Source organism: Sporomusa sp. GT1, from assembly GCF_014634905.1.
GTDB lineage: Bacteria > Bacillota > Negativicutes > Sporomusales > Sporomusaceae > Sporomusa > Sporomusa sphaeroides.
In genome coordinates, this window is sequence record NZ_BMBX01000001.1 from 270,407 (window position 1) to 294,374 (window position 23,968).

Genomic DNA, 23,968 nt, shown 5'->3' on the forward strand with positions numbered 1-23,968 from the left:
CCTTGCAAAATCGGATATTTAATCTGTAAAAGCTGGCAGAGTTTGCTATTTAGCAATAGTGTCGGCCTCCTTGCCCCATTTTATAACAGCTGATGCCCAGGTTAACCCAGCACCGAAGCCAACAAGCACGACAATATCACCTTGTCTTATTTTGCCGCCATGTACAGCTTCTTCGAGGGCGATGGGAATAGAGGCAGCAGATGTATTACCATATTTATCAACATTGACCATAACTTTATCCATCGGCAGTTTAAGACGCTTTGCCGCCGATTGGATGATCCTGTTGTTGGCCTGATGCGGAATCAGGCAATCAACATCATTGGCGCTGAGTCCGGCATGTTCTAATGCCTGAATCGCAGCTTCTCCCATTATTTTAACAGCAAACTTAAACACTTCGTTACCATTCATATGGACAAAATGCATTTTTTGCGTAACAGTTTCAGAACTTGCCGGATTGCGCGAGCCACCGGCAGGGAGTTTTAACAAATCGCCACCTGAACCATCGGCTCCTAATTGGGCGCCAATAATACCGTAACCGGCCTCTGTTTCAGCCAATACTGCCGCACCGGCACCATCACCGAATAAAACGCAGGTATTCCGGTCAGTCCAGTCCAGTATTTTAGAAAGAGTCTCCGCACCGACGACCAATACCTTTTTGTATAAACCGGCCTTAATAAATTGACTGCCTGTCACAATACCATAAACAAATCCGGAACATCCGGCCGCTAAATCAAAAGCAGCTGCACGGCTGGCCTTGAGATTAGCCTGTACTAAGCAGGCGGTTGAGGGAAAAGACATATCCGGTGTGGCTGTAGCGACAATAATAAGATCAATCTCGTCAGCAGTAACACCGGCATCGATAAGAGCTTTCTCTGCCGCCCTGGTGGCTAAATCAGAGGTTGCCATATCTGGCGAAGCAATCCGGCGTTCCCGGATGCCGGTTCTCGATTCAATCCATTCATCTGAAGTGTCCACTATACTTTCCAGGTCTTTATTTGTCATTATTTTTTCAGGCAAATAGGTGCCAAGACCAATAATGCCTACGTCTTTAATTTCCTTCATGTGTTACAACCCCCTCTTTAGCAATGGTTTCGCGAATGTGGGCGACAACATCCTGCTCGGTAAATTCTTTAGCTACTCTAATAGCATTTTTTATAGCTTTAGCCTGTGAACTGCCATGGCAAATGATAAACCCTCCATTTACACCTAAGAGCGGCGCTCCGCCATATTCGGCATAGTCCAGCTTTTTCTTTAACCCGTTCAAAGCCGGCAACACCAGCATTGAAGCCACTTTTGTCAAAAAACCGCTGGTTTTGATGGATTCTTTAATCAATTGCAAAATGGCTTTAGCCAAGCCTTCCCCAAATTTTAATACAATATTTCCTACAAAGCCGTCGCAAACAACAACGTCAACCGTTCCTTTCGGAATATCACGGCCTTCCACATTGCCAATAAAGTTCACCGTATTAAGCTGCTTTAACAGCGGATATGTAGCTAAAACCTGTTCATTGCCTTTGCTTTCTTCCTCACCAATAGTTAAAAGCCCTACCCGCGGGCTGGGAATATTAAGGACATATTCCGCATAGATGGCACCCATAATAGCGTTTTGGACCAAATGTTTGGGTTTACTATCAACATTGGCGCCCGAGTCTAAGAGAATGGTTGTGCCTGTAAGGTTTGGCATCGGTGTTGCAATAGCCGGCCGCTCAATTCCATTAATCCGGCCTAAGCCTAATAGTGCGGCAGCTACAGCCGCACCCGTGCTACCCGCACATATTACCACATCGCAATGTCCCTGTTTAACCAGTGATGTAGCAACAACGACAGAAGCATCCTTCTTTTTTCTCACAGCAGCACCCGGCGATTCATGCATATCAATAACTTCGCTGGCGTGATGAACAGTAATATTTGATTCTTTCCCATTGCCATGACGTTCAAGCGCTTGAGTAATTTGACTTTGGTCACCGACCAAAACAATTTCAACATCATCATTTACATACGCCTTGGCGGCCTGTAATGCGCCTAAAACAATTTCATCGGGCGCATAATCTCCCCCCATAGCATCAATGGCAACCCTCATTCAATATCTTCCTTTCACAAAACCCGACAGAATATGAGTATTTATCTAATACTTTGTTATTTAGGCAAATCAGCATCCATGGAAACCATAATAAATTTAGCACGAAATACTTCTTGGCTATCATTTCTAGTTTTTACCCAAATAAAATATTTATTGCCTCTTTTTTTAATATTCTCTGCTTTGGCTACCAATTTTTCCCCTTCACGCACGGCAATCTTATATTTGATATTCGCAACCCCGGTTACGGCCAAGGGCGCATCAATAATTGCCAACGCCAAAGAATTCGCCTGAGCGAAGATATAATGCCCCCGTGCAACTTTTGTTTTCTCAAATACCATTTCCGGCGTTACTGTCATCAGCGATATCCCTGACTTCCCTAACTCCAGGTCAATCAGATCACCAATAACATCCGCACTGGCAATGGTTTTAAGCTTGTTCCGGGCTTCCTCGGCCATCTGCTTGGTACGTTCCCTAAGCTCGGGTATACCAAGTTCCAGCCGGTCAAGCCGAATGGTTTGCACGCTAACTTTCAAATAGGCTGCCAGTTCTTCATCTGTAAGAAAAGGTGTTGTTAACAACTTCTCTTTCAATTTCTCCTGGCGTATTTTTTTTTGGACCCGAGCCATAACATCACCTAATTTTATCAGCAACTTATAATACCAATTGATAGTATTAATTATAGCTACTTGCTACCAACATTGCAAGTAAAAAAGTGAGCAAGATAAATTTAATTGCCTTTTATCTTGCTCACTGCTTATTTTTTTATTCTGCTTGAACCACAACTTTACCATTATAATGACCACATTCAGGACACACACGGTGAGGCATCTTCTTTTCGTGACATTGAGGACATTCAACTAAACCTGGAATAGTAAGTTTCCAATTAGCACGACGCTTATCACGGCGAGCTTTAGACATTTTACGCTTAGGTACTGCCATTTGTTTCCACCTCCTTAACAAAATTGGCCAACCTGCATAACCTTAGTCCTTGGACAAGAGTTTTTCTAAAACCGCAAGCCTTGGATCGATTTTAATCGGATTACAGCCGCAGGTGCTTATGTTTAGGTTGGCCCCGCACTCGGGACATAGACCACGACAGTTCTCACTGCACACTGGTTTCAACGGCTTGGCCAACAAAATATTCTCACGAATTAAGTCAGTGATCTCCATTTCATCACCAGTAAAACAGCTAAATTCAAACTCGGAATCTTCGCCTGTTTCTGCCAGACCGGTTTCCTTGATTTTTTCACTAAAAGGAATGGTAAGTACACTAACCACAGATTCCAGGCACCGGCTGCAGGATTCCTTCAGAGTAGCATGGATGGTTCCGGTTATTTCGTAATAGGTTCCCTTATTGGCAACCACACCGTCAACCAGGACAGTATCAGTCCAGGCTTCTTCCCGCTGGTTAAGGGCAAGTTCGTCAACCGAAGTTTGGAAAGAAAAAGTTTGGGTACCCCCAAGCTCTTTTTTTAACTGTGCTATGTTAATTTTCATCATTTTCCACCAACCTTCATCTATTATATCGACCCCCCGAAAGTTTGTCAAGAAATAAAGAAAACACGGCTTGTGACGAGCGTCAGCGAAGGCAGAAGCCGATGTTGCCCTTATACCCGGAGCGGTGTAAAGAAAAGCAGGGAACAAAATGTCCCCTGCCTATCATGCGAAGGTTGTATGGTGGTTATGCAAGTTTGCTGCAAATTGTTTTGGTATCCCGGGCGATAACAAGTTCTTCGTTGGTCGGGATAACAAAAATCTTAACTTGAGCGCCATCAACACTGATTTCTTGCGCTTTGCCGCGAACATTATTTTTGACAGGGTCAATTTTGGTGCCAAGGAATTCCAGGCCGGTGCAGATTTTTTCGCGCATAGTGATAGAGTTTTCACCAAGACCGGCAGTGAACACAATAGCATCAACACCACCCATGGCGGCAGTATAGGAACCAATGAAATTACGCACTCTGTAAGCAAACATTTCCAACGCCAGTTCTGAACGGTCATTGCCGGAATTAGCAGCATCTTCAATATCACGGAAATCACTTGATACGCCGGAAACCCCAAGTACACCGGATTTTTTATTAAGATAGCTGTCGATTTGTTCGGCGGTCATGCCTTCTTTCTTCATTAAGAAAGGAATAATAGCAGGATCAATGCCGCCGCAGCGGGTTCCCATTACCAGACCCTCAAGCGGTGTGAAGCCCATGCTGGTATCAATGCATTTACCATGCTTAACAGCGGCAATGCTGGCACCGTTTCCTAAATGACAGGTAATAATACGCAGATTGGTTATCGATTCGCCCATGAGGTCTGCAGCCTGTTGTGAAACATATTTATGGGAAGTACCATGGAAGCCATAACGTCTAATGCCATATTTCTCATAGGCTTCATAAGGTAAAGCATAAAGAAATGCATGTTTAGGCATTGTTTGGTGAAAAGCAGTATCAAAAACAGCTACCTGAGGAACGCCTGGCATGATTTCGGCACAAGCATTTATCCCCATAATGTTGGGTGGGTTATGTAATGGTGCCATTTCAATGCATGCTTCCAGAGCGTCCATTACCGCCGGAGTAATCAACACAGAATCAGCAAATTTTTCACCGCCGTGTACAACCCGGTGTCCAACGGCCGCAATTTCTTTCATATCAGTGATTACACCATGCTTTGCATCAGTAAGAGCTTCGATAACCAGCTTAATTCCAATGCTATGGTTTTTGATATCGGCATTAATTACCACTTTGTCTTTGCCTTCCGGCTGATGAGTCAGGATCGAACCATCAAGGCCAATACGTTCCACCAAACCTTTGGCCAAAACCGACTCATCATTCATATTAACCAACTGGTACTTAATTGAGGAACTTCCACAATTGACAACTAAAACTTTCACAACAAAATCCTCCTTATTTCTTGGGTATGTTTTTTTCTGTCAGACCACGATTCATAAGCCAACTCATTCTCTAACAATTTTTATGTTTTCGACGCGTGCCTTAGTTTCCCTTCATCAGGAAAAACTTATTTAATAAAAAAATTCACAAATGCATAAAATCCGGAAAGTTTTTTTGCAGTATTGCCGCCATTAACATTCCAAGATGACGTTTAGCTGCAGTAATTCTGCTTTAGATGCTATATAATAAAACAATACAATGAATACAGGGTGATATGTAATGATGAAAGCAGTCGGTCTGATTGTAGAATACAATCCCTTCCACAATGGTCATTTATGGCATCTAAACGAAGCCAAACGAATTTCAGGCGCACCATTTGCGATCGGGGTCATGAGCGGCAATTTTACGCAGCGGGGCGAACCGGCCATGACTGATAAATGGTCTCGGGCTGCCATGGCTGTTAAGGCTGGTGTCGATTTGATCGTCGAACTCCCGGTAGTGTTTTCGGTACGCAGTGCCCAATACTTTGCAACCGGCGGCATTCGGCTGCTTAATCATTTAGGAGTTGTCAGCCATGTCTGCTTTGGTGCAGAAATGCCGGATATGGCAAAGCTAGCGGCAGCAGCAAACGCGTTAAACCAACCGGCTGTCATTACTGCAATGCGTGAACAAATGAAAACCGGTCAGACATATGCCGCCAGCCTTGCAGCAGCCGTATCGGCAAGCGCAAGCGTTGATGCAGGTCTGTTTCAATCCCCTAATAATCTCTTGGCCATTGAATATGTACGGGCAATTAATACCTATGCTCCCCAGCTTGTCCCTTTGCCGCTTAAGCGTCTTGCGGCCGATTACCATGATAGCCTGATTACTTCTCCTATTGCCAGCGCTACAGCTATCAGGGCGGCCATTCTCCAAAAGGGTGCATTGTCTCCCGGCAGTACGGCCTGGCAAGCACTCCCGCCAAGCTGTGCCCGGCAGATTAACGAATTGATCAGTACTGGAAAGGTCCCTGTAACCTTAGCAGATTTTAGCAATATTATTTTAGCCAAAATCAGAGCCATGCGCCTGGATGCGCTGGCCGGATTGCCTGACATCACAGAAGGCCTCCATAATAAAATAAACCAGGCTGCCTTCAAAGCCACTACTGTCCAGGAACTATTGGCATATAGCAAAAGTAAACGCTATACCATAACCCGTCTGCAAAGAATCATAGTCCACGCACTGTTAGAAACCACCAAAGACCAACTGGCACAATTTGACCAGTCTGGCCCCTTATATGCCCGTATATTGGCATTTAACAGCAATGGACGCCGCTTACTCAAAGAAATTTCCCAGCAGGCCACAATACCGCTAATAACAAAAACTGCGCATTATCTTACCAGCAAACAACAGACGCCTAACAGCCTATCGCCGCTGCAAGCTATGTTAGCCCGTGATATTAGCGCAACAGACATATATGCCTTGGGATTTCCTAATCCTCTGTGGCGGGCAGGCAATCAGGATTATCAGACTTCTCCTCTGTACATTGCAGACGAGTAGTCCGCCAAGCCCAAATCCACAGTGTTCTTATTCATCCAATGGCTTTAGACTTGGCAGACTAGCCAATATTTTTTTGATTTCCGGAATAACCGACTCGGCGGCAACTTCACCAGCCAGTGCACACTCATCCATCGTCTCGAAAGAGCTGGGCGAAAAGCTGCCCACATCTGGCTGAATAAGCACATCACAATGATGCTGGCGATGCTTGCACAATTCCCTTTCCATGATATCGATGGATTGAATAATTACGTCAAACATATTGCTGATATTGGTTATCGTACCTGCATGAGCCAAGTCAACAGCGATAACAACATCGGCCCCCATATTCCGGACAGTGTCGATCGGAGTAGGATTTATAACAGCACCGTCGACAAATAATTTACCATCGATGGTAAAAGGAATAAAGACACCCGGCACAGAAATACTGGCCCTCACGGCTTGGGCAACATCCCCCTCGGTAAAAACAACTTCCCTCCCGCTATTTAGCTCTGTTGCTACAACTGCCAAAGGAGTTTTTAGCTCGGCAAAGGTTTTTTGTTTTGTTAAGAGCCGGATAGTTGCCAGCGCCCGTTCACCGGAAACCATCCCCATCTGTGGTATAACAAAATCCAGCCAGTGACGCTTTTTTAGATTTTTGGCCAGTTTAAACATGGTTTCAGGATCAAGCCCGGCCGTGTACAAAGCACCTATCAGACTGCCAATACTACAGCCGGCAATATAATCTACAGGAATATTATGCTTTTCCAATACTTTAAGGACGCCAATATGAGCAATCCCCCTCAGCCCACCTGACCCCAGAGCCAGACCTATTTTTGGCGGCATCATCATCCCTCCAATACAACTACGCAGTATTTGCACCGTATTTTAGTTATATTACCTCTGCCTTGTCAATATATATATTATCAAACCGCACGGCTTGGAGGAGGAGATTAGTATATGCGGATTTGGGGCAGTGGCAAGCGTTATCGTTCACGATTATTAGCCTATTGCATGGCCTTTTGTACGGTATTTATAACTATCGCTATGGTGACATATCCCAAAGATGCCTTTGATTCAGCTATTATGGGTTTAAATTTATGGTGGAATGTTGTTTTTCCCGCCCTGCTGCCTTTTTTCATTTTGTCAGAAATACTTATGGGGCTTGGAGTTGTTCATTTCATCGGCGTGCTACTCGAACCCCTGATGAGGCCGATATTCAATGTTCCCGGTGTCGGAGCCTTTGCCATGTCCATGGGTCTTGCTTCCGGCTACCCAATGGATGCTGTAATCACCTGCAAATTTCGCAAGAATCAATTATGTAGTGCCGTCGAAGCTGAGCGGCTGCTCTCCTTCACTAATACGGCCGATCCGCTGTTTATGGTAGGCGCAGTAGCTGTAGGTATGTTTGGTATGCCCGAATTAGGTGCTACCATTGCCTTGGCCCACTACATATCCAGTTTTTTTGTGGGAATAATCTTCAGGTTTCACGGACGGGACCGGGATAATTACACCCAAGAGGGTCCGGCAGTACGCGGCAATATCATTATTCGTGCGTTTCGGGCTTTGTATAATGCCAGACAGGAAGATAAGCGCTCACCCGGCCAATTGCTTGGTGATGCGGTCAAATCTTCGATGAATACCATCCTGCTGATTGGTGGCTTTATCATTGTTTTCTCGGTATTTATCCGTATTATGACCATTGTCGGTATTACCGATATCCTTACAAGCATGTTTGCCGCAATGCTGGGAGTTATCGGTTACAGCACCAGCTTAGCTCCGGCATTGGTAAGCGGCTTGCTGGAAATTGATCTGGGCACATTGGCTGCCAGCCAAGCTGTTGCCCCACTTGATCAAAAGGTTGTTATCGCCAGTGCAATCATCGCCTGGAGCGGCCTTTCAGTTCATGGCCAGGTAGCCAGTATTGTTATCGAGTCAGGCATACGTATGATTCCGTACATGGTAGGCCGGTTGCTGCACGCTGTGCTGGCCGCTGGAATTACTGTGTTATTACTCGGCCCGGGAGAGCAGTTTACCAAACTATTGGTCCTGCCGGTATCGATGAATATTGCTCAAAGCAATACCTGGAGCTTATGGCTGACCAGAATCGAACAAACTACCTATCAGATCGGAATATTGCTGAGCATTATGATAGCACTATCGATCGCTTTTCACCTCTGCAGAGAAATATATGGGTATGTAAAAAGATAAGGAGCATAGCTCCTTTCTTCTTTGTCTGTAAGAAAAATATTCTTCTGCATTAAAAGCAACGCAGCTAAAAATTCTGCATCGCCATGCCACTTTATTTATCCTGGCTTTTTTGGTTTTGTTGTAACTCGCGATGGCCTTGCTGAACTACATCAAGTGTTCTTTCCAGGTGAACCAATACATGCTTAAATACTTCATCAGCATAGCTGACCGCATCGGACTGTAAATCTTTAGCTGTTTTACGGGCCTGCATAACAAGTTCATTAGCCTGCTCCTGCGCCTGTTTATTTATCAGGTTCTCATCGGTAAGCTTAATACAATAGGTTTTAGCCTGTTCCACAATACTTTGCGCTTCTTTCTGTGCCTCATCAAGAATGCGCTGCCGCTCGGCAATAATATGTTTAGCTTCATCAAGCTCTTTCGGCATCAGTTCACGCAGGTCATCTAAAAATTTGGCCAAATCATCTTCTTCGATGACTCTTTTATTAGTAAAAGGTACGCGGGCGGCCTCAACCAGCAGGGTCTCCATGTCATCAAGCAATTTCTCAATAGTCATAACTTTCTCCCTTCCCCATAACAAATCTAGCTTTTTTCACGTCTAGCCTTTTTCACGAATTCTTTTTACTATTTTTTCTTCTAAGCATGCAGGCACCAATCCTGTAATTGGTCCGCCAAATCTCGCTAACTCCTTAATGCCGCTTGAGCTAATGAACGAATAATCGCTACTGGTCATCATAAAAATCGTTTCCATATCGGGATCGATTTTCTTGATGAGCAGTGCCCGTTGAAATTCATATTCAAAGTCACTCAGCGCCCGTAAGCCCCTGACAATAAAGGTACTGTTCTGACGCCGTACATAGTCGTTTAGAAGGCCGGAAAAGCTATCTACTTTAATGTTGGGTATACCTTGTGTCGCCAAGGTTAGCATATCTACCCGTTCTTCCATGGTAAACAGCGGCTTTTTATTAGGATTATGAAAAACCGCGGCAATCACTAAATCAAACATTTTGCTGGATCGCAGAAAAATATCCAGATGCCCGTTACTAACCGGATCAAAACTGCCTGGGCAAACTCCTATCCGCATATTGGCTCCTCCTGTAGCAAATTAGTGTCGCATATTAACGCATCAAAAAAGTTACGACCGTTTCTCCATAGCGCTCGGTACGAATTAACTTGAGATGCTGCCATTGAGTAGTTATCGGTTCATGTTTGGAATGTTCAACAACAATGAGTCCCCCAGCTTCTGCAACACCGGTTGTATCAAGCTTGAGAAGCACAGCAGAAACAAGTCCCTGGTTATAAGGAGGGTCTATAAATATAAGCCTGAACGTCCGACCCAGCTGACTTAACTTATCAATTGCCTTAACCGAGTCACCCCGCCAGATTTCGGTCTTTTCACTCAATTTTGCCGTATGAATATTGTCTTTTATAGCCGCAAGACTATGCTGACTATGATCGATAAACAGCGCATGCGCTGCCCCGCGGCTAAGAGCTTCTAACCCCAGATTGCCTGTGCCGGCAAACAAATCCAGCACATGGGCACCAGCTACCGCACCCTCAGCAGTTGGCAATTCTAAGTTAATAATAATATTAAATATTGATTCTTTGACTCGATCCGCAGTAGGACGCACATCAAGACCTTTCGGTGCTTTGAGCCTGGTCCCTTTCGCAATTCCGGTTATAATCCGCATATCTACCTCAATTTGTGGCTAAAATTCAGTTTACCATAGATATTTTAGCACATTTAAACCCGTATAACACTTTTTGCTAAAAAATATTTTACATGTTTTTCTTATATATATAATGTGCTAACTATATATATATTAGTATTATTCCCGCCTGCACTCCGGGCAAACAAAAAATAACCGGAGATATCCGGCTATTCTTCACTCTCATTTATTTACTACACGGAAAGCTCCTAAAAATCTTGCCTGATAATAGGGCTTAGACATAGCGGTCAAGGTTACCTCGCCGGCACCGGAACTAGCATGAATAAATTGACCATTACCCACATATATACCGACATGAGAAGGACCCGGAATATAGGTGCTGTAAAAAACTAAGTCACCAGGCTGAATGGCGTTTGGTGGTACACGATGACCAATATTATATTGTTCGTCCGCCATTCTCGGCAGGGAAATACCGTAACGACTGTATATATAGTAAACAAAGCCGGAACAATCAAATCCGGTTGGGGCTGAACCAGCCCATACATAGGGAACTCCTAAAAATTGCTGAGCCAAACCAGCAATTTGCTGTCCGGTGTTTCGGTCAAACTTACCTCGGCTTGCTGCATGATTATTCCCTAAATAATTTTGCAGCGCCAGCCAGGTTTCCGAACCAACCACACCATCGTCCTCAATACCGACAGTCTGTTGAAATTGAATAACTGCCAGCTTCGTAAGCGAACCAAAATTACCGTCAACATTGTATTGATAGAAACCTATCTTTTTTAATTCTGCCTGCAGCGTATAAATGGCATCATTGGTGTCACCTTGTTGTAAAACAGGTAGATCCTGGCCAGACGCCTGAGCTATATTGCCGGGTGTCGCCAGCAAAAAGAAGGCACAGCTAAGAACCAAAAAAATCGTTTTAACTAAATTCAAACACATACCTCCGCACTTTCCATTTTTTTCTTACATTTCGACACTTGGTATGAAAAGTCCTTTGGGACTAAAGACTCATAAACCTGATATATCAAAATTTTCTTCAAAAACCTGACCCTGACTGTTGACATAGTATTATGCACGTGGTAGAATTAGTAACTGTGAGCCGGGGCGTGGCGCAGTTTGGTAGCGCGCTTGGTTCGGGACTAAGAGGCCGCAGGTTCGAATCCTGTCGCCCCGACCAGTTAAATCCAGTAATATCAGGCATCCCGAAGCTTGATAAGGCAACAACAGAGCATCACCAAAGCATTCTATTAACAGAAGGTTACAAATGAATATGCTGATGCATATACAAACATCTTGTTATTATTTACAAGATGTTTGTTTTTTTAGTTTGCCGTTATTTCCCCGTATATACTATGCTGCAAATATAAAACTGCCACCTGCCAGGAACGCTGACCGATGTAAAAGCCCTGCAGCAGCCCCAGGGCTGCATAGCCGCTCGCGATACCATTTTCCTTCTGAATCGTCAGCTAAACCGCTTTCGTTATCTCATGAAATTAATAGATAAACAGAATGGACAAAAAAGAAAATACAGAATATAATGAAAATAGGAGAGGGAATAAGAAAGGGAGGATGAAGCACATGCTTAAAAATTATCCTGCTACTCAATTATTTCTCTTATCATCATTGATTTTAATGATTTTGCTCCTCATTACTCCGTTAGTGAGGGAGTGGTACATTTTTGCCGCGGTGTTAGGCAGTCTGAAGTTCGTGGTAAAGGTTATCTGTGGCTTCTTCTTATTCTTTACAGTAATCGATATTATAGACGGTACACAGCTTCGCAAGCCAAAGCATTAATGATAATCAAAATGATAAAAAAAATTAACCGAAGCCGATGGCTTCGGTTTTTTGTCCCAACAGAAAGCATAGCTTTCAGATGGGGTTAAAACCCTATCTGAGTCAAGTCTCCATTTATCATTTGCATATACCGCATCTTTTACACCCCGCACTGCATGGCAAGGTGTATTTCTCTGCCTGAGCTTGGCGATACTCTGTCAATAAATAAGACATTGGAAAACCCATATGCAAGTTGTCCCATGGCAAAACTTCCGTTTCGTCGCGAAAACGGTACAAATAAAAATCTTCATCGACATTATATGTCTTTAGCGCCGTCTTCCAGGCTTTCACTCCACCCTTAGTCACAGCGGCAAGCAAGACTTGTCCCAGCCTGCGGTCACCCCGCGCCAGCACACTTTGGATATAGGCTTCTTTAGGCTGTTCAATCAGCGTCTCAATTCCCTTCCGCTTCTTTAATGCAGTTTGAATATATTTTAGTTTAGCCGCAACTTCTGACATTGCAGCCATAGGCAACCACTGAAAGGGGGTAAACGGTTTGGGAATAAACGGGTTAATACTCAGTGTCAGCATGCCGTTGCAGCCTAAAGATTCCATGTACAGCTTAATCTGCTCTGCCATTTCAACAATCGCTTCTATGTCCTGTTCCTGTTCCTCCGGCAAACCAACCATAATATACAGCCTCACATGAGGAATACCGGCCGTTACCGCCGCCTTGACTGCCTGGAAGATATGCTCGTTGCTAATCTGCTTATTAATTATTTTACGCATCCGTTCACTGCCGGCTTCCGGGGCCAAGGTAATGGTTCTATGGCCACTGACAGCCAAAGCCTCTACCAGCGGAGCGGTCAATGAGTCAGCCCTCAGTGAGGCAACCGACAGGGTCAGCCCCTGAGCTAAAATCAACTGGCACAACTTATCAATTTCAGGATAGTCGGAAATCGCCGCCCCCATTAAACCGACTTTGGCACGAAACGCTTTAGCCTTGTCCACACCTTCGGCAATTTGCGTCAGTGACCGCACCCGCGGATTACGGAAACAATAGCCTGCCATACAAAACCGGCAATGCCGGCCACAGCCTCTGGCGACTTCAATCAGATACATATCCTTAAATTCTGTATCAGCAGTAACAATAACCGTTTGCCCGGAATATCTGCCCAAATCTTTAACATAGCGGCGGTTTACCCTGACAGGCGCAGCTTCATGCCGCTCATACCGCTCAATAAGCCCGGCCTCATTATATCTGGGTTGGTAAAAACGCGGCACATATACGCCTTCAATTTGTGCCAGGCGTAATAATAATTCCTCGCGTGCCAATCCACACTTACGGCTATCATAATAGCAATCTAAAAACTCCTGAATTACTTCTTCACCTTCACCAATAATACAGGCATCAACAAAGTCAGCCAATGGTTCCGGGTTAAAAGTAGCGCACGGACCCCCGATAATAACCAGCGGATCTCCCTCTTGCCTGTCGGCAGCCAATAATGGAACCTTACCGGCTGCCAATATGGCAAGCAGATTGAAATAATCCATTTCAAAAGAAACAGCAAACGCAATGAGCGGAAATTCATATAAGGGCAGCTGATTTTCTAAAGTTAACAGCGGTGTATTTGTCCGGATATATTCATCAAAGGTTTTTTTATCAGGCAAAAACAGCCGTTCACAGGCAGTATCGCCCCGGCTGTTTATTTGCTCGTAAATGATATGCAAGCCAAGATTGGACATCCCAACATGGTAGGTATTCGGATAAACAAGCGCCATGGGAGAGCGGGCCCCAGGCGCATATTTCATGGTTCCCTGCTCAGTTGCTACTATTTTCTGCAAGCGCTCTTTTAATTGCCATGTCACAGTAATCACATCCACCTGTAATGTCTCTTATAATAGTTATTGTTAATAACATTACAATAGTATACATTAAATTTTACGCCCAAAGTTTTTTTGCCGCATCCTCCCAGAGTATTACCTTGTTAGCAGCCAGAGTTGCTTTGGTATCAATCAGGCGTTGATTGCGGGAACCCCTAAAGGCTAAGCCTAAATCCCGTTCGACCTCACGATATAATCCGTCAACCAAAAGATCAGTATACTTAAGCAATTGCCCAATACTTTTCCGTTTTACCGCCATGGCCGTCAATTGCTCAAAAGTAAAGCCACTGTAAGTAACAATATCCAGCCCCTGGGCTTTTAGCCGTTTGGCCAGATGGGCCAAAGGCCTTGGCTGAAGAAACGGTTCGCCACCCGAAAAGGTTACTCCCTGTAACAACTTGTTACGGGCAGCGAGTTGTTTAATATGATTAAAAAGATCTTCCACAGCAATAGGATAGCCGCCATTTACATCATGCGTATCTTCATTATGGCAACCCGGGCAGCGGTGCGGGCAGCCTTGCGTAAAAATCACCAACCGCAACCCCGGACCATCCATAATACTTTCTTCAGTGATTCCGGCAATGCGAATTTCCATATATTCACCTTCTTTTAAGCAGTGAGCCGGATTTCTAGGAGCGCGAGCGACGCGGAAATTTGTGCGAATCGCTTAGTTCCGAGCGCCAGCGAGCGAACATCCTCAGACATGCCGCACTCTTTGGTTTAATTCGTTCAACTTAGCATCATTAAACCGGTCCACCGTACTCAGATAACCGGTAATGCGGCGAACCCGGCGAACACTGGTAGTGCCGCAAGAGGGACATTCTTCGGTGTCAATTACGCCAAGATGGCCGCAGCCTTCACAAAAATCCACCGGGAAATTAAAGCCGGCATAGCCGAAATCACATTTGCCCATATAGCGGATAATCTCTTCTAAAGCTCCCAGGTTATTGACAGGCGGCGCAGCAAATTCTACATAACTAATATGCCCGGCATTGGCATATTTGTGATACACACCTTCAATGCGAATTTTATCAAAAACACTGATCGGGTAGTTAACAGGAATATGGAATGAATTCGTGTAATATTCTTTATCTGTAACCCCAGGAATAATACCATACTCCCGGAGATCCATCTTGACAAACCGCCCGGATAAACCTTCAGCCGGCGTGGCTAATAACGTATAATTCAGATCGTAATGCTCAGCTGCCCGGTCAAGCTTATCACGCATAAAGGCCACAATCTCTTCACCCATAATTTGGGCCTCTTCATTTTCTCCATGATGATAACCGTTTAAAGCAGTCAGTGCCTCAGCCAAACCAATAAAACCAACTGACAGGGTACCATTTTTAATAACATCTTCAATATAATCATTAGCTTTCAGTTTATCTGAATCAAGATAAAGGCCTTGCCCCATTAGAAACGGCATATCCCGAACCTTTAGTTGAGCCTGAACCTGAAAACGGTGGTATAACTGTTCACAAGTCAAATCAATAAGTTCTGCCAGACTCTCATAAAACTTCATAAAATTTCGTTCAGCTTTAATAGCCAGGCGCGGTAAATTTATGGTAGTAAAGCTTAAGTTGCCTCGCCCGTCAGTTACCTCTGGACCGCAACGATTGGACATTACTCTGGTACGGCAGCCCATGTAGCCCACTTGATTCCCATAAGGCTTATTAAAGGTAGAATCCATGAAACTGAAGGTAGGATTAAGGCGCTGGGCAGCAACGCGGATAGCCAGTTTAAATAAATCATAGTTGGGATCGCCGGGATTAAAGTTAACTCCTTCTTGCAGGCGGAAGATAATATTGGGGAAGATGGGATTTTCACCACGTCCTAAGCCTTTTTCATAGGCTAACAGCAAATTTTTAATTACGGCCCGCCCGGCCGGTGAAGTATCGGTACCTATGTTAAGACTGGAAAAAGGCACTTGGGCACCTGCCCGTGAATGCATGCTGTTTAAATTATAAATCAGCGCTTCCATTGCTTGGTATACTTCTTCATTGCTGGCTTTTTCCATAAAAGAAGCCATATCATGGTCAAAAAAAGCAAATGACTGGCCACCATGCATGTCATTTTGCGAGCTCTGCAAAATAATTGCTGCCAGCGCCGTGGCTGAGGCCGGGCGTTTAGGCTGACGAATAAAACCATGACCATTGTTAAAACCACTATGAAGTAACTTTCCTAAGGGTATTTGCACACAAGTCAAAGTTTTTCCGTAAAAGTCCAGATCATGAATATGATAATCCCCTTTAACATGAGCCTGAGCAAACTTTTCCGGAATCAGCCGGTTTAAATAAAAAGCCTTACTGGCTGCACTGGCGATTTGCAGCATCTTGGCTGATGGCGAATTAGATACATTGGCGTTTTCACGACTGGTTTCCACCAAAATTTCGCCAACTGCATCCATAAGGTCTGACTTGGCTTCACGCAGGCGGGTACGCTTGTCCCTGTGCAAAATGTAGGCTTTAGCGGTCTTAGCATGGCCTGTCTCAATCAAAATCTTCTCAACCGCATCTTGCACCTCTTCCACACCAAATACGCCGCCATTATATTTCTGTTTTAAAAACTTTAACACTTCAAGAGTGAGCTCCAAAGCTAATTGCCGGTCAGCTCCCCCCACGGCCTTGGCAGCTTTATAAATAGCTTCCGTTATTTTGCTTTCATCAAAAGCGGCTTCCCGTCCATCCCGTTTCTTTATTTTAATAAACATGACTCTTCCCCCATATTCAATTTACTCCTTATGCTGTGTTTTCATTAGGAGTTCAAGTTCCTGCACAAAGTTATTAATATCAGCAAATTGGCGATATACGGAAGCAAATCGTACATAAGCCACCTGATCAAGCTCTTTGAGATGCTGCATTACAGACTCACCAATCTGGCGGGTAGACACCTCCCGCTCAGAATGATTATAAATGTCCTTCTCTACCTTACTAACAGCTCTCTCAATAGTATCAATAGGTACTGGCCGTTTTTCGCACGCCCGCAACAGTCCGTTTAATAGCTTGCCCCGGTCAAACCGTTCCCGACGACCATCTTTTTTTATAACCATCAACGGTATTTCCTCAACCACTTCATAAGTGGTAAAACGGCGGACGCAAACTGAGCACTCTCTGCGTCGGCGAATAGAGTTCCCTTCATCAGCAGCTCTTGAATCAACAACCTTGCTGTCAATCACTCCGCAAAATGGACAGCGCAAATGTATCCACTCCTTGATTACTCCGCAAAATGTGCTATAATATTTATAGCTTCGCAGGTCACATTACTATATATTGTATTTCATAAATTAAATATACGCCATATATTGTGTTTTTCCTGCTTAAGGGAAAAATATTGCAAAAAAATCTCTAACCTATAACCAGGTTAGAGATTTTTTATCCTAACAGAAAGTATAGCTGTCTTAAGAGCAGGATCAACATCGACTTCCACCGTCGCCACAGGCTCGGTGCAGGCTGTGTTTCCCTTTATCAGCCATGTTTGAGCTCGCCAAAACTACCTGCTTCCACTAAAATTACGTCCATTCCGATTTTATTAATTTTATCCCAAGGAATAACCACATCTTCATTGCGACCAAATAGGCCTAAAAATTTGCCTACTCCTGGTACAACAATAGCGGTAAGCCTCCCGGTTTCAACATCAATTTCTATATCTGTAATATTACCCAACCGTTTACCGTCAATTACGTTTATAACTTCTTTCAATTTCAAATCGCTGGTCTTTAACATCTATCCCCCTCCTCCGTCCCATACCTTTACATTCTACAATAATTATATGAAGGACAAGGGATAAATGTGTGTTGAAATATTTATTTATTAAAGAATTCAACAATTTTCCAGCGTACCTCAGGAACAGGCGCTGCGCTGCCTTGCTGCCCAACCGTTTCTTTTGCCGAGGACAGCGGGGCTAGAGCCTTGTTAGCACCATCAATAAAGCACAGTGGCGGAAATAATACACACCACCAGTTTTGACCTGCCGCCTGCCCTAAGAGAATACGAACAGCTTGATAATCGCCCGCAGGCAATACCAGATTGCCATAGGAGCGTACAGGAAATGCAAAAATTCCCAATTGTACGGCAACCGGATAATCGGCACCGTTGTCCAGCAGTGTTTTTCTTGCCAGTGTGATAATCTCTTGTTTGTGGCTGGCAATAATATTTTCAGCTGCTTTAGCATCGCTAACATCTTTGACATAAGGGGTTATATACGCAACCACCGCATCACGAACTTTTAGCTTGAGCTGCTGATCTTCGATACTGTCACTATTGGCTAAAATATGCAGTCTCACATAATCACCCCGATTAGGCAGCGCGACGCCTCGCTCGTGCTGATAAAAAAGCACCGCCCAGCCACCGGCAACAAAACAAAACAATACTGCCAATAACACGATTTTAAATCTAACTATTTGTTTTCTCCTCATAACTATCTATTGCCTCCCACACAGCAGAACCTAAATATATTTGCGCATATGCCCTAAGGCTGCTTTTTCTAAACGGGACACTTGGGCTTGAGAAATACCGATTTCCTCGGCTACTTCCATTTGAGTTTTTCCTTCAAAGAATCGTAAGGTTAGAATATGTTTTTCCCGCTCGCTCAGTTTGCGCAGCGCCTCTTTAATAGCCACACCTTCAAGCCAGCTTAAATCCAGATTTTTGTCGTCGCTGATTTGATCCATCACAAATATCGGGTCACCACCATCATGATAGATGGGTTCAAACAAAGAAATGGGCTCTTGGATGGCATCAAGGGCAAAAATTATTTCTTCCCTTGGCACTTTAAGCTCATTGGCAATCTCACTAATGGAGGGCTCCCGTGAAAACCGGCTGACCAGCGAATCGCGCACTTGCAGCGCCTTGTAGGCAATATCCCGCATCGAACGGCTTACTCTAATGGGATTATTATCTCGCAAATAACGCCGGATTTCCCCAATAATCATCGGCACCGCGTAGGTAGAGAACTTAACATTCTGCGATAAATCGAAGTTGTCAATGGCTTTCATTAACCCGATACAACCAACTTGGAATAAATCATCAACATATTCGCCCCGGTTGTTAAATCGCTGAATTACGCTAAGCACAAGCCGCAGATTACTATAGATTAGCTGTTCACGGGCGGCTCTCTCGCCGCCTTGCATTATTTCGAACAGCTCGCGCATTTTAGTGGCAGAAAGCACCGGGAGCTTTGCTGTATTTACACCACATATCTCAACTTTATTGACAATCATGTTGTTTACCTCCCCAGTTTCCCTAAGCTACTAAAACAACTTACTCACACAAGCATTATTGCCATGGCTTGGAGGTTTTATACTTATATGCCCATAAAGACACGCGCACACGCAAAAAAAAATTATCCGCTGGACTCACTCCATGCGGATAATTTCTTTACGCAGCCTCTTGATAATTCGCTTTTCCAGTCTTGATATATATGATTGCGAAATCCCCAGCATATCGGCCACTTCTTTTTGCGTACGTTCATTGCCATCATCATTAAGACCAAACCTAAGTTCCATAATTCGCCGTTCCCGTCCGGATAATTTATTCATCGCCGTATACAGCAGGGTTTTATCAACCTCTTCTTCGACCGACTTATAAATTATGTCATTCTCGGTTCCCAGCACATCTGAAAGCAACAGTTCATTACCATCCCAATCGATATTAAGCGGCTCATCAAAAGATACCTCTGCCCGGGTTTTACTATTACGACGCAGGTACATTAAGATTTCATTCTCAATACAACGCGAAGCATAGGTCGCCAGTTTGATTTTCTTGACAGGATCAAAAGTATTCACTGCCTTAATCAGTCCGATCGTGCCGATACTAACCAAATCTTCCACACTGACGCCGGTATTTTCAAATTTGCGGGCAATATAGACAACCAGCCGGAGATTTCGCTCAATAAAAACACTCTTAACCGATTTATCCCCTTTTTGTAACCGGTTAAGCAAAAATATCTCTTCATCACTTGATAACGGTGGCGGTAAAATTTCTGCGCTGCCTACATAAAATACCTCATCAGGCTTGAGCCAACCGATGGCTTGCAGCAATGATATAATTTTAAGCCTGATATATAGTTTAACTATTGGCCAGGTTATGCGCATACACTCACCTCCTTTGTGATATGTGCTCCGGTTATAAGCGCCGGGTGCAAAAGTGCCTCATAAGGGCGATCACTGGCAAATACACCGTCATAAAGGCCAATAAGCACCTCGGTCGTATATGCCAAGCCATCCTCAGTCCTCACACTAATACCGTCCGGTCTAAAACCAAGCAGCATATTTTTTCCACCGACAGATTGACAAGGAATAACTTCCACTCTTGCCAGCCAAGCTGCATCCTGGCATTCGTGAAGATTTGACAGCCAGGCCGCCGGACTGGTAGAAGTTAAATAACCGGCTGCCTGTGAGCCTAGCAACTGAATTGCCGACTGCCAGCATAGCAGGACTACCGGCTTGTTCCCCAGCAGTGAATATAAGTTATTCCCGGTATCCAGCATGCCGGTGACATCTTTGTTCTGTCCATTATATTCAATCCGCACTTGATAGAAATTTCGCCGGCGAATCATTTTCCCCATCAGTCTTCTGGCAATAAGCGTAACAAGCATGACGGCTATGACACTGCCTGCAGCTAAGCTGCTCCAGGACATATCAAGATAATTGCCTGCCTGCTGGGGTGCTTCTGTTTGAATAAAATATAGCCAGCCTAAGGTAGCTCCCCCCAAAATGAAGGAGACAATAAAGAAGGCACCGACAAGGACCAATGTTGTCCTGACCGTCCTGTAACCAAAAGCCAGCAAGACAAGCACTACAGACATCAGCAACTTTCCCGGAATACTGTACAATACCGCCAGCTCCGGAAAAATTCCACTCAAAGCATAAACTCCCCCAAAGAGGGCGGCCGGCAACAGGCGTTTCCAGCTATAAGAAATGCCTGCCGCATGCGCTGTTAAGACCAGAATAACGCTATTCATGATACAATTAACAATCAATACTACATCAGCATAAATATACACTGGACATACCTTCCCGGCTGGAATTTTATAAGCTGTAACACTCTACACTATATGCGCTGAACCTAATTGCTATTCCAATTATAACAAGCAGCTAAGTAAAAGAGTGTCTGTTTTTGCCAGAAATTAACTGCAAAAACAGACACAAAAAACCCGGCTCAGATTGAGCCGGGTTTAATTTCCCTACTATCTTTTTAGCGACGCATCCATGCGGGGATATCTAAGTCCCGCCCTTTAAATGGTTCAATAACCGGAGTTCCTTCTTTTCCTTCACTGTGTTTCAGGAGTGGCTTAGGATCAAAACCGGTAGCAATAACAGTTACCCGTACTTGATCTTCAAACATCTCATCAATGGTAGCACCGAAGATAATGGTAGCTTCCGGATCAGCAGCTTTGGCAATAATATCGGCAGCTTCATTGACTTCAAACAGTGTAGTATTGGGACCGCCGGTGAAGTTGAGCAATACACCTTTAGCACCATCAATCGACATCTCTAACAGCGGGCTTCTGATAGCTGCTTCAACAGCCGCAATGGACCTGTTGTCGCCTGTTCCAAAACCAATACCCATGAGTGCTGAACCAGCGTCACTCATAATCGTCTTAACATCGGCAAAGTCAAGATTAATTAACGCAGGCACAGCAATCAGATCAGAAATTCCTTGTACACCCTGCCGCAGCACGTCATCAACAATTTTGAAAGCATCCATAATAGAAGTTCGTTTATCAACTACCTGGAGCAAACGGTCATTAGGAATGGTAATTAACGTATCTACTTTTTCCTTAAGCTTGGCAATTCCCCGTTCGGCTTGGAGTTGACGTTTACGTCCTTCAAAAGTAAATGGTTTGGTAACAACCCCAACCGTTAAAGCTCCGACCTCTTTGGCACATTCGGCTACCACCGGCGCTGCGCCGGTACCCGTACCACCACCCATGCCGGCGGTAATAAACACCATATCGGAACCTTTAAGAACCTTAATGATATCCTCGCGGCTTTCTTGAGCCGCTTTTTCACCAATATCCGGATTAGCGCCTGCCCCTAAACCTTTTGTTAACTTTTCCCCGATCTGAATCCGATAAGCGGCTTCAGAACCAATGAGCGCCTGAGCATCGGTATTAACAGTAATAAATTCCACGCCCTGCAATCCGGCACCAATCATGCGATTAACCGCATTATTGCCGCCACCGCCTACACCGATAACTTTTATAGAAGCAAACTGGTCTAAGTCCATGTCAAATTCCAACATTACAAAGTTTTCCTCCCTTAACATCTATCAAATTTTCAATAGTTTCTTTGCTTTATCAATAAATACACCCCACGCGCTATGACCAGCCTCCGGCTCGTTTGCAACAATCCGTGTACCATGGTTTATAATGCCATAACACACAGTATTGGACGGATGTACATATTCAGCAGCCAGCCGGTCTGGTTTCACCACTTCGGTATCAAGCTGAAAAACTTTAGCTACACAAGCTGCCATACTAGGCGTCGCCCCTGAACCACCAGTCAAATAAATACGTTCAAAGGTCTGTTCTGAGCCAGGCAGATACTTGTCCATTAACGGCTTAAGATAATCGTACATCAAAGTAACAATTTCATCTACTCTGCTTTCAATAATATCATATAAAAAGTCAAAGTGAACATGTTTGTCAGTCGTTCCATAATCATTGCAATCAAGCACTATTCCCTGGTTACGCAAATCAGGAGACAGCCGGGAATAGTAGCGTTTGATTTCCTCCGCGTGGGCTTGGCTGACGCCTATTCCCTGCATTAAATCACTAGTTATGTAATCACCGCCCAACGGTAACGAAGCCGAGTAACAAAGGTTGCCACCGACATAAATAACAAGTTCAGAAGTACCGGCACCCATATCGATAAAGATAAAGTTGCCTGGCCGCGCCGGCAGCTCATTTTTCATAGTTTCGGCTGCAATAACACTGCCAGCGACAATACCATTCAACTGGATTCCCTTCCCGGCAAGTGCCTCTCGGAGCTCCTGGATAATGGCTTTAGGAGCTGATATGATATGGGCTTCTACTTCTAAGGCGGTCCCTGGCAGGACTGCCGATTCTTTGGCCGGAAACACATGCAAAATGTCGGCATCATCCTGGGCAACCGAAAACATGGCCGCTTTGCAGGCACGCTCAACATCCAAACGGGTTACCGTTCCAGGTGTTGACGGCGCAACGCTGCCAATACTATTTTGCGTAACAAGTGTTGAACCACTGAGCCCCAAATAAACACCACCGGCAGCTTGGGTGTCAGCCGCCATAATAACACAATCTACTGCTTGTCTTATAGAATAAGCCAAAGCATTTATATCTGTAATGACTCCCCTGGCATATCCTGCTGTCGGGGCAGTCCCACTGCCGACAATTGCTACACTGCCATCGGCTTGTAGTTTTCCGGCAAATACTTTGACCATGCCTGTGCCGACATCAATAGCTAATATGTTTTTTTTGTTCATAAATCCCTCGCAGCACAGTATTATGTTTCTTCCCAATAGTTTCAACAAAAGTAGCATTTTCCCTTTTTTTTTCCGGAAAAATACTCGCTTTTTTTAAGGCAGTAACAACTAGAGCTTCAAGACCGAACCACTAACAGACGGCCTGAAGCTCCGGAGAATTTATTTCTTAAGAAAATACCGGCGAATGATAGCCAGGTTTTGAAAAATCCGTAAACCAAAAGCCAATAGTGCAACATAATATAAATCAATCCCCAGGCGCTCACCAATATAAACTAAGCCGGCAGCCATAAGCGCATTGGTGAAAAAGCCGGTTATAAATACCGTATTGTCAAATTTGTATTCAATTCCGGCTCTAAGGCCGCCAAATACCGAGTCTAACGAAGCCAGCAAAGCTACCGACATAAATTTTGCATATTCAAGTGGTACAGTAATCGGGAAAGAGATACCAATAAGAATACCTATAATAAGTCCAATAATCGGCAAGACCAT

Annotated in this window: 26 protein-coding genes and 1 tRNA gene; 4 read left to right on the forward strand and 23 right to left on the reverse strand. The window is 44.4% G+C overall.

All coding sequences use genetic code 11. The features are described 5' to 3' along the window. Positions 1-45 precede the first annotated feature (45 nt). From GT1_RS01425 to GT1_RS01450, 6 genes are all read right to left on the reverse strand, one after another. Positions 46-1,062, reverse strand: a complete 1,017-nt coding sequence (locus GT1_RS01425) for a beta-ketoacyl-ACP synthase III (protein ID WP_188396844.1) — start codon at positions 1,060-1,062, stop codon at positions 46-48. Further along, positions 1,049-2,080, reverse strand: a complete 1,032-nt coding sequence (gene plsX, locus GT1_RS01430) for a phosphate acyltransferase PlsX (protein ID WP_075754957.1) — start codon at positions 2,078-2,080, stop codon at positions 1,049-1,051. Before plsX ends, GT1_RS01425 begins: the two co-directional genes overlap by 14 nt. A 56-nt stretch (positions 2,081-2,136) precedes the next feature. After that, entirely contained in the window at positions 2,137-2,706 is a 570-nt protein-coding gene (fapR, locus tag GT1_RS01435) for a transcription factor FapR (protein ID WP_188396846.1), read from the reverse strand. Positions 2,707-2,842: 136 nt separating this feature from the next. Then, on the reverse strand, positions 2,843-3,019 hold the full coding sequence (rpmF, locus tag GT1_RS01440; RefSeq protein ID WP_021167506.1) for a 50S ribosomal protein L32: 177 nt from the start codon (positions 3,017-3,019) through the stop codon (positions 2,843-2,845). Positions 3,020-3,061: 42 nt separating this feature from the next. After that, entirely contained in the window at positions 3,062-3,580 is a 519-nt protein-coding gene (locus GT1_RS01445) for a DUF177 domain-containing protein (protein ID WP_188396848.1), read from the reverse strand. 181 nt (positions 3,581-3,761) lie between these two features. After that, entirely contained in the window at positions 3,762-4,964 is a 1,203-nt protein-coding gene (locus tag GT1_RS01450) for an acetate/propionate family kinase (protein WP_188396850.1), read from the reverse strand. Between the two features lie 277 nt (positions 4,965-5,241). On the opposite strand from GT1_RS01450, the gene GT1_RS01455 reads away from it, so the two are divergent. Then, entirely contained in the window at positions 5,242-6,501 is a 1,260-nt protein-coding gene (locus GT1_RS01455; protein WP_223225990.1) for a nucleotidyltransferase, read from the forward strand. A 27-nt stretch (positions 6,502-6,528) separates the two neighbouring features. Here GT1_RS01455 and GT1_RS01460 read toward each other — a convergent pair whose 3' ends face one another. Continuing rightward, positions 6,529-7,323 (reverse strand): patatin-like phospholipase family protein, encoded by a 795-nt coding sequence (locus tag GT1_RS01460; RefSeq protein WP_188396851.1) that lies wholly within the window; start codon positions 7,321-7,323, stop codon positions 6,529-6,531. Positions 7,324-7,437: 114 nt separating this feature from the next. Here GT1_RS01460 and ylbJ point away from each other — a divergent pair, with 114 nt between their 5' ends. Continuing rightward, the gene (ylbJ, locus tag GT1_RS01465) at positions 7,438-8,688 is read left to right on the forward strand and encodes a sporulation integral membrane protein YlbJ (protein WP_188396853.1); all 1,251 of its coding nucleotides are present in this window, start codon (positions 7,438-7,440) and stop codon (positions 8,686-8,688) included. A 91-nt stretch (positions 8,689-8,779) separates the two neighbouring features. Here ylbJ and GT1_RS01470 read toward each other — a convergent pair whose 3' ends face one another. The 4 genes from GT1_RS01470 to GT1_RS01485 form a co-directional block, all read right to left on the reverse strand. Beyond that, positions 8,780-9,241 (reverse strand): ATPase, encoded by a 462-nt coding sequence (locus GT1_RS01470; protein ID WP_188396855.1) that lies wholly within the window; start codon positions 9,239-9,241, stop codon positions 8,780-8,782. Between the two features lie 42 nt (positions 9,242-9,283). Next, complete coding sequence (gene coaD / locus GT1_RS01475; protein WP_188396857.1) at positions 9,284-9,769, reverse strand: pantetheine-phosphate adenylyltransferase; 486 nt, start codon at positions 9,767-9,769, stop codon at positions 9,284-9,286. A gap of 34 nt (positions 9,770-9,803) precedes the next feature. Continuing rightward, the gene (rsmD, locus tag GT1_RS01480; RefSeq protein WP_188396859.1) at positions 9,804-10,376 is read right to left on the reverse strand and encodes a 16S rRNA (guanine(966)-N(2))-methyltransferase RsmD; all 573 of its coding nucleotides are present in this window, start codon (positions 10,374-10,376) and stop codon (positions 9,804-9,806) included. 201 nt (positions 10,377-10,577) lie between these two features. Next, positions 10,578-11,291 (reverse strand): NlpC/P60 family protein, encoded by a 714-nt coding sequence (locus GT1_RS01485; protein WP_188396861.1) that lies wholly within the window; start codon positions 11,289-11,291, stop codon positions 10,578-10,580. 167 nt (positions 11,292-11,458) lie between these two features. Between GT1_RS01485 and GT1_RS01490 the strand changes: the two genes are divergently transcribed. Together GT1_RS01490 and GT1_RS01495 are read left to right on the forward strand one after the other, a co-directional pair. Further along, positions 11,459-11,535, forward strand: a tRNA-Pro gene (locus GT1_RS01490). Between the two features lie 332 nt (positions 11,536-11,867). Next, positions 11,868-12,152 carry a hypothetical protein gene (locus GT1_RS01495; protein ID WP_188396863.1) on the forward strand — a complete coding sequence of 95 codons (285 nt, stop codon included), beginning with the start codon at positions 11,868-11,870 and terminating at the stop codon, positions 12,150-12,152. A 117-nt stretch (positions 12,153-12,269) separates the two neighbouring features. Here the strand turns inward: GT1_RS01495 and GT1_RS01500 are convergent, their stop codons facing one another. The 12 genes from GT1_RS01500 to GT1_RS01555 form a co-directional block, all read right to left on the reverse strand. After that, entirely contained in the window at positions 12,270-14,000 is a 1,731-nt protein-coding gene (locus tag GT1_RS01500) for a TIGR03960 family B12-binding radical SAM protein (RefSeq protein WP_188396865.1), read from the reverse strand. A gap of 73 nt (positions 14,001-14,073) precedes the next feature. Continuing rightward, positions 14,074-14,610: an anaerobic ribonucleoside-triphosphate reductase activating protein gene (gene nrdG, locus GT1_RS01505; protein WP_188396867.1), complete on the reverse strand. Its 537-nt coding sequence runs from the start codon at positions 14,608-14,610 to the stop codon at positions 14,074-14,076. A 102-nt stretch (positions 14,611-14,712) separates the two neighbouring features. Then, positions 14,713-16,725 carry an anaerobic ribonucleoside-triphosphate reductase gene (gene nrdD / locus GT1_RS01510; RefSeq protein ID WP_188396869.1) on the reverse strand — a complete coding sequence of 671 codons (2,013 nt, stop codon included), beginning with the start codon at positions 16,723-16,725 and terminating at the stop codon, positions 14,713-14,715. Between the two features lie 21 nt (positions 16,726-16,746). After that, positions 16,747-17,211, reverse strand: coding sequence for a transcriptional regulator NrdR (gene nrdR / locus GT1_RS01515; protein WP_075754929.1), 465 nt, complete (start codon positions 17,209-17,211; stop codon positions 16,747-16,749). 268 nt (positions 17,212-17,479) lie between these two features. After that, the gene (locus GT1_RS01520; RefSeq protein WP_075754927.1) at positions 17,480-17,737 is read right to left on the reverse strand and encodes a YlmC/YmxH family sporulation protein; all 258 of its coding nucleotides are present in this window, start codon (positions 17,735-17,737) and stop codon (positions 17,480-17,482) included. An 80-nt stretch (positions 17,738-17,817) separates the two neighbouring features. Continuing rightward, the gene (gene spoIIR / locus GT1_RS01525) at positions 17,818-18,429 is read right to left on the reverse strand and encodes a stage II sporulation protein R (RefSeq protein ID WP_188396870.1); all 612 of its coding nucleotides are present in this window, start codon (positions 18,427-18,429) and stop codon (positions 17,818-17,820) included. A gap of 30 nt (positions 18,430-18,459) precedes the next feature. Further along, on the reverse strand, positions 18,460-19,233 hold the full coding sequence (gene sigG / locus GT1_RS01530; protein WP_075754923.1) for an RNA polymerase sporulation sigma factor SigG: 774 nt from the start codon (positions 19,231-19,233) through the stop codon (positions 18,460-18,462). A gap of 135 nt (positions 19,234-19,368) precedes the next feature. After that, positions 19,369-20,106, reverse strand: a complete 738-nt coding sequence (gene sigE / locus GT1_RS01535; protein ID WP_075754921.1) for an RNA polymerase sporulation sigma factor SigE — start codon at positions 20,104-20,106, stop codon at positions 19,369-19,371. Continuing rightward, a complete protein-coding gene (locus GT1_RS01540; RefSeq protein ID WP_075754919.1) occupies positions 20,097-21,017 on the reverse strand; it encodes a sigma-E processing peptidase SpoIIGA in 921 nt (306 codons plus the stop codon). Before GT1_RS01540 ends, sigE begins: the two co-directional genes overlap by 10 nt. A 191-nt stretch (positions 21,018-21,208) precedes the next feature. After that, positions 21,209-22,258 carry a cell division protein FtsZ gene (ftsZ, locus tag GT1_RS01545; RefSeq protein ID WP_075754917.1) on the reverse strand — a complete coding sequence of 350 codons (1,050 nt, stop codon included), beginning with the start codon at positions 22,256-22,258 and terminating at the stop codon, positions 21,209-21,211. Positions 22,259-22,285: 27 nt separating this feature from the next. Continuing rightward, complete coding sequence (ftsA, locus tag GT1_RS01550) at positions 22,286-23,479, reverse strand: cell division protein FtsA (RefSeq protein WP_188396872.1); 1,194 nt, start codon at positions 23,477-23,479, stop codon at positions 22,286-22,288. A gap of 159 nt (positions 23,480-23,638) precedes the next feature. Further along, a complete protein-coding gene (locus GT1_RS01555) occupies positions 23,639-23,968 on the reverse strand; it encodes a small basic family protein (protein ID WP_075754913.1) in 330 nt (109 codons plus the stop codon).